The 8685-nt window shown below is 63.1% G+C and carries 7 protein-coding genes and 1 pseudogene; all 8 read left to right on the top strand.

Going from position 1 to position 8685, the window contains the following annotated elements:
• Positions 1 to 77: 77 nt before the first annotated feature.
• A complete protein-coding gene (gene secE / locus NFW05_RS17035; RefSeq protein WP_295309761.1) occupies positions 78 to 431 on the top strand; it encodes a preprotein translocase subunit SecE in 354 nt (117 codons plus the stop codon).
• Positions 428 to 961 (top strand): transcription termination/antitermination protein NusG, encoded by a 534-nt coding sequence (gene nusG, locus NFW05_RS17030; RefSeq protein WP_295309759.1) that lies wholly within the window; start codon positions 428 to 430, stop codon positions 959 to 961. The genes secE and nusG overlap by 4 nt, the downstream gene beginning before the upstream one ends.
• A 128-nt stretch (positions 962 to 1089) precedes the next feature.
• Positions 1090 to 1521, top strand: a complete 432-nt coding sequence (gene rplK / locus NFW05_RS17025; protein ID WP_295309758.1) for a 50S ribosomal protein L11 — start codon at positions 1090 to 1092, stop codon at positions 1519 to 1521.
• Position 1522: 1 nt separating this feature from the next.
• Positions 1523 to 2212: a 50S ribosomal protein L1 gene (rplA, locus tag NFW05_RS17020; RefSeq protein ID WP_295309756.1), complete on the top strand. Its 690-nt coding sequence runs from the start codon at positions 1523 to 1525 to the stop codon at positions 2210 to 2212.
• Positions 2213 to 2500: 288 nt separating this feature from the next.
• On the top strand, positions 2501 to 3013 hold the full coding sequence (rplJ, locus tag NFW05_RS17015) for a 50S ribosomal protein L10 (RefSeq protein ID WP_295309753.1): 513 nt from the start codon (positions 2501 to 2503) through the stop codon (positions 3011 to 3013).
• Between the two features lie 27 nt (positions 3014 to 3040).
• The gene (gene rplL / locus NFW05_RS17010) at positions 3041 to 3409 is read left to right on the top strand and encodes a 50S ribosomal protein L7/L12 (protein ID WP_295309751.1); all 369 of its coding nucleotides are present in this window, start codon (positions 3041 to 3043) and stop codon (positions 3407 to 3409) included.
• A 261-nt stretch (positions 3410 to 3670) separates the two neighbouring features.
• A complete protein-coding gene (gene rpoB / locus NFW05_RS17005) occupies positions 3671 to 7954 on the top strand; it encodes a DNA-directed RNA polymerase subunit beta (protein ID WP_295309748.1) in 4284 nt (1427 codons plus the stop codon).
• Between the two features lie 90 nt (positions 7955 to 8044).
• Positions 8045 to 8685 (top strand): annotated as a pseudogene (locus tag NFW05_RS17000) (DNA-directed RNA polymerase subunit beta'); the annotation flags it as partial.

Below are 8685 nucleotides of genomic sequence, written 5' to 3'. Positions count from 1 at the left end.
AGCGTCGGTCTCCAAAACCGAAGGTTGGGGGTTCGATTCCCTCTGCCCCTGCCATCCAACGAAACAAAGCGGACGAGATGGCCGATAAGTTGAAGTTTGCGCTGGCGGTGCTGCTGCTCGCCGCCGGCGTCGCGGGGTTCTACCTGCTCGGCGAGCAGGCGATGATCCTGCGCGTGCTCGCCGTGCTCGCCGGGGTCGGCCTCGCTGTCCTCGTTGCCTGGCAGACCGAGCAGGGTCGTCTGTTCTTCGCGTTTGCCCGTGAGTCGACGACCGAGGCCAGGAAGGTCGTCTGGCCGTCGCGCAAGGAGACGATGCAGACAACCGGGTTGGTTTTTGCGTTTGTCGTGGTGATGGCGCTGTTTCTCTGGTTGACCGACAAGAGCCTGGAATGGTTGCTGTACGACCTGGTACTCGGATGGAAGAGATCATGAGCATGCGCTGGTACGTGGTACATGCCTATTCCGGGTTCGAAAAGACCGTTCAGCGCGCCCTCCAGGAACGCATCCAGCGACATTCGATGCAGGATTCCTTCGGCCGGATACTGGTTCCCGTCGAAGAGGTCGTCGAACTCAAGATGGGGCAGAAAAGCATCTCCGAGCGCAAGTTCTTTCCCGGCTATGTGCTCGTCGAAATGGAAATGAACGACGATTCCTGGCACCTGGTGAAGAGCACACCCAAGGTTACCGGCTTCGTCGGCGGAACTGCGAACAAGCCGACGCCGATTTCCGAGAAGGAAGTCGAGAAGATCATGCAGCAGATGCAGGAGGGGGTGGACAAGCCGCGCCCGAAGGTCCTCTTCGAGCCCGGCGAGGTGGTTCGCGTGAAGGAGGGGCCATTCACCGATTTCCACGGGGCCGTCGAGCACGTCAACTACGAAAAAAATCGCTTGCGGGTGTCGGTGACCATCTTTGGGCGACCGACGCCCGTCGAACTGGAGTTCGGCCAGGTCGAGAAGGCCTGACCGGTTGATCCCGGTTCGCGGCGCGCAGGCAGCGACCCGGCGCGTCGCACCAGGGCGGCTCGCGGGCCGCGTTTGTCGTTTGGGGAGCGCCTTCGCGGGCGCGTCTGGACCCGTATCGAGGAGTCATCGTGGCAAAGAAGATCATCGGATACATCAAGCTGCAGGTGCCGGCGGGGAAGGCCAACCCGTCGCCGCCGATCGGGCCGGCACTCGGCCAGCGCGGTCTGAACATCATGCAGTTCTGCAAGGAGTTCAACGCTCAGACACAGGGAGTGGAACCGGGTCTGCCGATTCCGGTGGTGATCACCGCGTTCGCCGACAAGAGTTTCACATTCATCATGAAGACCCCGCCGGCAACGGTGCTGATCAAGAAGGCGATCGGGGTCCAGAAGGGGAGTGCAAAGCCGCATACCACGAAGGTCGGCAAACTGACGCGCGCGCAGTGTGAGGCGATTGCGCAACAGAAGATGCCCGATCTGACCGCTGCCGACCTGGAGGCAGCCGTGCGTACGATCGCTGGCAGTGCCCGCACGATGGGCGTGACCGTGGAGGGACTGTGAAATGGCTGTGCTGAGCAAACGGCAGAAAGCCCTCAAGGGCAAGATCGAGCGCAGTCGCAATTATCCGGTCGTCGAGGCTCTGGCGCTGGCCAAGCAGTTTGCGAATGCGAAGTTCGACGAGTCGATCGACGCTGCAGTCTGCCTGGGTGTAGACCCGCGCAAGTCGGATCAGATCGTTCGCGGTTCGGTCGTCCTGCCCGCGGGGACGGGCAAGACCGTGCGCGTCGCTGTCTTTGCGCAGGGCGAGAAGGCGGCTGCGGCCAAGGCGGCCGGTGCCGACATCGTCGGCTTCGAAGACCTCGCCGCGGAGATCAAGGGTGGCATGTTGAACTTCGACCGGGTCATCGCGACTCCCGATGCGATGCGCGTTGTCGGCCAACTCGGACAAATCCTCGGCCCGCGAGGACTGATGCCCAACCCCAAGGTCGGCACGGTGACCATGGACGTCGCCACCGCAGTGCAGAACGCCAAGGCGGGTCAGGTCCAGTATCGGACCGACAAGGGTGGAATCATCCACAGCACGATTGGCCGGGCTTCCTTCGAATCCGACAAGCTGGCCCTCAATCTGAAGGCGCTGGTCGACGCACTGATCAAGGCCAAACCCGCTACCTCGCGAGGCCAGTACGTTCGCCGGGTGGCCATATCGAGCACGATGGGGCCGGGTATTCGCGTCGACGCTGCGACGCTTTGAGGACATGCGGCCGCGGCCAGACGCCCCGCGGCCGATTGACGAACTTTGTTGGGCCATCGCGGCTGTGCCTTCGGGTTAGTCCGATGGATCGTCAAAGACCGCAGGTGCGGAGGGATTCATCCTGAAGCCTAAGTGTGCGAGCGGCCTGCGTAGACGGTGTGACCCGAAGAAAGGACCGTGCAGCGGCCGTCAGTTTCGACCGCCGCTGCAATCCCTGATCAAGGCCGCCGTGGGTGAGGCAGATCCCGACGGATTTGCCGTGTGTTCACTTGATGGGAGGAAAGACCCGTGGGTCTCAATCTAGAAGGAAAGAAAGGCGTCGTAGACGAGGTGTCGTCCAGGCTCGCGACTGCGCAGACGCTGGTTCTGGCCGAGTACAAGGGCTTGCCGGTCGCGCAGATGACCCGTCTGCGGGCAGCCGCGCGAGCCTCGGAGGTCTACCTGCACGTGCAGAAGAACACCCTCGTCCGGCGGGCAGTCCAGGGCAGCGTTTTTGCGAGCCTGGCCGAGCAGATGAAGGGGCCGCTGATCTATGCCATATCCGAGGATCCGGTGGCGGCAGCGAAGGTGCTCAACGAGTTTGCCAAGACCAACGACAAGCTGGTCGTCAAGGCTGGCAGCTTCTCGGGCGAGTTGCTCGACAAGGCGGGCGTTCAGGCTCTGGCCTCGATCCCGGGCCGCAAGGAATTGCTCGCCCAACTGCTCGGCGTCATGCAGGCGCCACTGACCGGATTCGCTTGCGCACTCTCGGCTCTTGCCAGGCAGCGCGAAGAAGCGGTTTCCCAAGAAGCGGTTTCGTGAGTTCTCTGATATAGGAGTGTATCGATAATGGCAATCACCAAGGAAGACATCCTCGAAGCCGTCGGCGCGATGACTGTCATGGAACTGAACAGCCTGGTCAAGGCGTTCGAAGAGAAATTCGGTGTTTCGGCGGCTTCGATGGCGGCCGCTGCGCCGGCCGCTGCCGCGCCGGTGGTCGAGGAGCAGACCGAGTTCACCGTCATGCTGACCGGAATCGGCGAGAAGAAGGTGGAAGTGATCAAGGTCGTCCGCGCAGCGACCGGGCTTGGCCTCAAGGAGGCGAAGGATCTCGTCGACAGCGCGCCGAAGGCGGTCAAAGAGTCGATCTCGAAGGCCGACGCCGAGTCGCTCAAGAAGCTTCTCGAGGACGCCGGAGCCAAGGTCGAGATCAAGTAGGAGTGGTTCGGTGGAGTGGGCTGGCAGCCTTCCGGCTGTCAGCCCTTTTGTGCTTTTCCGGGAAGAGCATCGCGTCGGTCGATTTCCCCACCGACGCTCGGCCCCCGGCAGTGTGCAAACGCAAGTGCGGGCAGGGAACGCGTCGCACGCTGAAGTCAGCCCGCCAGCTGATCCCGCCTTGCGTTTGTCCGTTGCGAACCGGCGGCTCTCGCGACCATCGCCTGGTTGCCGGGAGACTTGCCTTCTGAGCCTGGAGCGACCATGACCTACTCCTACACCGAGAAAAAGCGTATCCGCAAGAGCTTCGCCAAGCGCGCCAGCGTGCTTGACGTGCCCTTCCTGCTGGCTACCCAGCTGGAGTCTTTTTCCGCCTTTCTGCAGGCCGCCGTGCCTGCTGCCCAGCGCCGGAATCAGGGCCTGCAGGCCGCCTTTTCCTCGATCTTCCCCATTGTCAGCCACAGCGGCAATGCGCGCCTGGAGTTCGTGAGCTACACCCTGGCCGATCCAGCCTTCGACGTCACCGAGTGTCAGCAGCGTGGCCTGACCTACGCATCGGCTTTGCGCGCCAAGGTTCGTCTGGTCATTCTCGACCGCGACGCTCCCGACACGATCAAGGAAGTCAAGGAGCAGGAAGTGTACATGGGCGAGATTCCGCTGATGACTTCGACGGGCTCGTTCGTGATCAACGGCACCGAGCGGGTCATCGTTTCCCAGCTCCACCGTTCGCCCGGCGTGTTCTTCGAGCACGATCGGGGCAAGACGCACAGCTCGGGCAAGCTGCTGTTCTCCGCTCGGGTGATTCCCTACCGCGGTTCGTGGCTCGACTTCGAGTTCGACCCCAAGGACCTGCTCTTCTTCCGCGTCGACCGGCGCCGCAAGATGCACGTGACGACGCTGCTCAGGGCGATCGGGCTCTCCCCGCAACGCATCCTGCGAGAGTTCTTCGAGTTCGACACCTTCCACCTCGGGCAGAAGGTGATCGAGTTCGCTCTGGTGCCCGAGCGCCTGCGTGGGGAAGTCGCCCGTTTCGACTTCCACGACCAGGCCGGAAAGCTGATCATCGCCAAGGACAAGCGAATCACCGCCAAGCACATCCGCGAGCTCGACGCTGCCGGCATCAGGCAGGTCGCGGTTCCCGAAGACTTTGTCGTCGGCCGGGTGATCGCCGAGGACATTGTCGACCGGAGCAGCGGAGAAATCCTCGCCAATGCCAACGACGAGATCACCGAGGGCCTGCTGGCGAAACTCCAGGAGTGCGGAGTCGAGTCGTTGCCGACGCTGTACATCAACGATCTCGACCGGGGTGGGTTCATTTCGCAGACGCTGCGCTCGGACGAGACGGCGTCGAGGCAGGCGGCACGCGTCGCCATCTACCGGATGATGCGCCCGGGTGAGCCGCCGACCGAAGAAGCCGTCGAGATCCTGTTCAACGGGCTGTTCTATTCGGACGACCGGTATGACCTTTCGGCGGTCGGGCGGATGAAATTCAATCGTCGCGTGTCGCGCCGCGACGTCGCCGAGTACAAGGTGATGGTCCGCCAGGCGCCCGCCCGGCGCGAAAACGTCGTCAGGTTGATCGACGAAGTGGCCGGCAATGCCCTGGCTTCGGTTGAGCAGGTTCTCGCCGAGTTGAGCTATGGCCCGCGGGCGGTGGCCGAGAACCTGACTCGGGGAGAGGCCAGCGATCTTTTGGAACGGCTGCGGAGTCTCGGCGTCGCCGGTGAGGTGCGTGAGCAGCTGACCCTGTCTCCTCGTGACGTCGTCGAAGTGATCAGGCTGCTCGTCGAACTGCGCAACGGCCGCGGGGAAATTGACGACATCGATCACCTCGGCAACCGGCGGGTCCGCTCGGTCGGCGAACTCGCCGAGAACCAGTTTCGCGCCGGGTTGGTGCGCGTTGAGCGCGCGGTCAAGGAGCGTCTGTCGCAGGCCGAGTCGGACAATCTGATGCCGCACGACCTGATCAATGCCAAGCCGATCAGCGCAGCGGTACGCGAGTTCTTCGGCTCTAGCCAGTTGTCACAGTTCATGGACCAGACCAACCCTCTCTCGGAGATCACCCACAAACGCCGCGTCTCGGCGCTTGGTCCGGGCGGTCTGACTCGCGAACGCGCGGGCTTCGAGGTGCGCGACGTACACCCGACACACTATGGGCGGGTCTGTCCGATCGAGACGCCGGAAGGACCGAACATCGGATTGATCAACTCGCTCGCCCTCTACGCGCGGACCAACGAGTATGGCTTCCTCGAAACTCCTTACCGGAAAGTCGTCGATGGGCGCGTCACCGACGAGATCGAGTACCTCTCGGCGATCGAGGAAGGGGCCTACAAGATCGCTCAGGCGAATTCGACGCTCGGCGATGGCGGCGTGCTGACCGATCCACTGGTCACCTGCCGCGAGAAGGGGGAAACGATCCTCGCCGAACCCGTGCGCGTGCAGTACATGGACGTCGCACCGAGCCAGATCGTTTCAGTCGCGGCGTCACTGATTCCCTTCCTGGAACACGACGACGCCAACCGCGCCCTGATGGGAGCGAACATGCAGCGTCAGGCCGTGCCGTGCCTGCGCCCCGAGAAGCCGCTCGTGGGGACGGGGATCGAGCGCACCGTCGCCGTAGACTCGGGTACGGCGGTTCAGGCCTTGCGCGGCGGACTGGTCGACTACGTCGACGCTTCGCGGGTCGTCGTCCGGGTCAACGACGACGAAACCGGGCCCGGTGAAGCCGGCGTCGACATCTACAACCTCGTCAAGTACACGCGCTCCAACCAGAACACGAACATCAACCAGCGGCCGCTGGTCCGGGTGGGCGACCAGATTGCCAAGGGTGACGTGGTGGCCGACGGGGCTTCGACCGACAAGGGCGAACTCGCCCTGGGTCAAAACATGCTCGTCGCCTTCATGCCGTGGAACGGCTACAACTTCGAGGACTCGATCCTCATCTCCGAGCGCGTCGTGGCCGAGGACCGCTTCACCTCGATCCATATCGAGGAACTGACCGTCGTTGCTCGCGACACCAAGCTTGGTCCGGAGGAAATCACCCGCGACATCGCGTCGCTCGGCGAATCGCAACTCTCGCGGCTCGACGAATCGGGGATCGTGTACATCGGTGCCGAAGTCGAGGCCGGTGACGTTCTGGTCGGCAAGGTGACGCCGAAGGGTGAGACCCAGCTCACTCCCGAGGAAAAGCTGCTGCGCGCGATCTTTGGCGAGAAGGCGTCCGACGTCAAGGACACCTCGCTGCGCGTGCAGTCGGGCATCTCGGGTACGGTGATCGACGTCCAGGTGTTCACGCGCGAGGGAATCGAGCGCGACAAGCGCGCGCAGTCGATCATCGACGACCAGCTGCGCAGCTACAAGCTCGACCTCGCCGATCAGTTGCGCATTGTCGAACGTGACGCGTTCGCCCGTGCGCGACGGATGATCGTCGGTCGGGTGGCCAACGGCGGGCCGCGCCGGCTGCCCAGGGGGGCAGTGGTCACCGAGGACTATCTCGAGGGTCTCGAACCGCACAACTGGTTCGACATCCGGATGGCCGACGAAGACGTCGCGCAGCAGCTCGAGTCCTTGCGCGAAGGTCTTGAACAGACGCGCAAGGGCTTCGACGTCGCCTTCGAGGAAAAACGCAAGAAGCTCACCCAGGGCGACGAACTACCGCCAGGTGTGCAGAAGATGGTCAAGGTCTACGTCGCGGTCAAGCGGCGCCTGCAGGCTGGCGACAAGATGGCCGGACGCCACGGCAACAAGGGGGTCGTCTCGCGCATCGTGCCGGTAGAGGACATGCCGTACATGGCCGACGGAAGACCGGTGGACATCGTCCTCAACCCGCTGGGAGTACCGTCGCGGATGAACGTCGGCCAGATCCTCGAGGTGCACCTCGGCCTGGCGGCCAAAGGCCTGGGTTTACGGATCGGCGAGATGCTCCGCCGGCAGGCTGCGGCCGGCGAGGTGCGCGCCCTCCTGTCGGAGATCTACAACAGCTCCGGCAAGCCGGAGAAGCTGGATGAGCTGAGCGACGAGGAAATCGTCGAGATGGCCGGCAACCTCGAGGCCGGCATTCCGTTCGCCACGCCGGTTTTCGACGGGGCCACGGAGTCCGAGATCAAGCAGGTTCTGGAACTTGCAGGAATGCCCGAGTCAGGGCAGATGACGCTGTACGATGGCCGGACCGGCGAGCGGTTCGAGCGCCCGGTGACCGTCGGCTACATGCACGTGCTGAAGCTTCACCACCTTGTCGACGACAAGATGCACGCGCGGTCGACGGGCCCGTACTCGCTGGTCACCCAGCAGCCTCTGGGCGGGAAGGCACAGTTCGGCGGCCAGCGCTTCGGCGAGATGGAGGTCTGGGCGCTCGAGGCCTACGGGTCCTCGTACGTTCTCCAGGAAATGTTGACCGTCAAGTCGGACGACGTAAACGGCCGCACCAAGGTCTATGAGAACATCGTCAAGGGCGACCACAAGATCGACGCCGGAATGCCCGAGTCGTTCAACGTCCTGGTCAAGGAGATCCGTTCGCTGGCCATCGACATCGACCTGGAGCGTTATTGATCGTCCTTTCGGCGACCGGGAGACCTGGAAACCCGGTCCGCCGACTGGCGGGTTTCCCGCCGCGAAGCTTTACTCCTAATGGAGCGAGAGATGAAAGCATTGCTTGATCTGTTTAAGCAGGTGACGCCCGAAGAGCAGTTCGATGCGATCACCATCGGCCTCGCCTCGCCGGACAAGATCCGCTCTTGGTCCTACGGCGAAGTGAAGAAGCCCGAAACAATCAACTACCGGACGTTCAAGCCCGAGCGCGACGGCCTGTTCTGCGCCAAGATCTTCGGTCCGATCAAGGATTATGAATGCCTCTGCGGCAAGTACAAGCGCCTCAAGCACCGCGGGGTGATCTGCGAGAAGTGCGGTGTCGAAGTGACTCTGGCCAAGGTTCGCCGGGAGCGGATGGCGCATATCGAACTGGCCAGCCCGGTTGCCCACATCTGGTTCCTGAAGAGTCTGCCCAGTCGTCTGGGCATGGTCCTCGACATGACGCTGCGCGACATCGAGCGCGTCCTCTACTTCGAGGCGTTCGTCGTCTACGATCCCGGGATGACGCCGCTGACCCGCGGTCAACTGCTCACCGAGGACGACTATCTGGCCAAGGTCGAGGAGTTCGGTGACGACTTCCTTGCGGCGATGGGCGCCGAGGGGATTCGCGAACTGCTGCGCTCGATCGACCTGGGCAACGAAGTCGAGACGCTGCGCAGCGAACTCGAGACGACGACTTCCGAGACGAAGAG

Origin of the sequence: Accumulibacter sp., assembly GCF_023806625.1 — a bacterium.
Taxonomy (GTDB): domain Bacteria; phylum Pseudomonadota; class Gammaproteobacteria; order Burkholderiales; family Rhodocyclaceae; genus Accumulibacter.
This window is presented reverse-complemented; position numbering and strand designations above follow the sequence as displayed.

Bases quoted from the DNA above. Each gene is read 5' to 3' on its own strand.
- secE (WP_295309761.1), top strand. From the start codon at position 78: ATGGCCGATAAGTTGAAGTTTGCGCTGGCGGTGCTGCTGCTCGCCGCC.
- rplL (WP_295309751.1), top strand. From the start codon at position 3,041: ATGGCAATCACCAAGGAAGACATCCTCGAAGCCGTCGGCGCGATGACT.
- rpoB (WP_295309748.1), top strand. From the start codon at position 3,671: ATGACCTACTCCTACACCGAGAAAAAGCGTATCCGCAAGAGCTTCGCC.
- nusG (WP_295309759.1), top strand. From the start codon at position 428: ATGAGCATGCGCTGGTACGTGGTACATGCCTATTCCGGGTTCGAAAAG.
- rplA (WP_295309756.1), top strand. From the start codon at position 1,523: ATGGCTGTGCTGAGCAAACGGCAGAAAGCCCTCAAGGGCAAGATCGAG.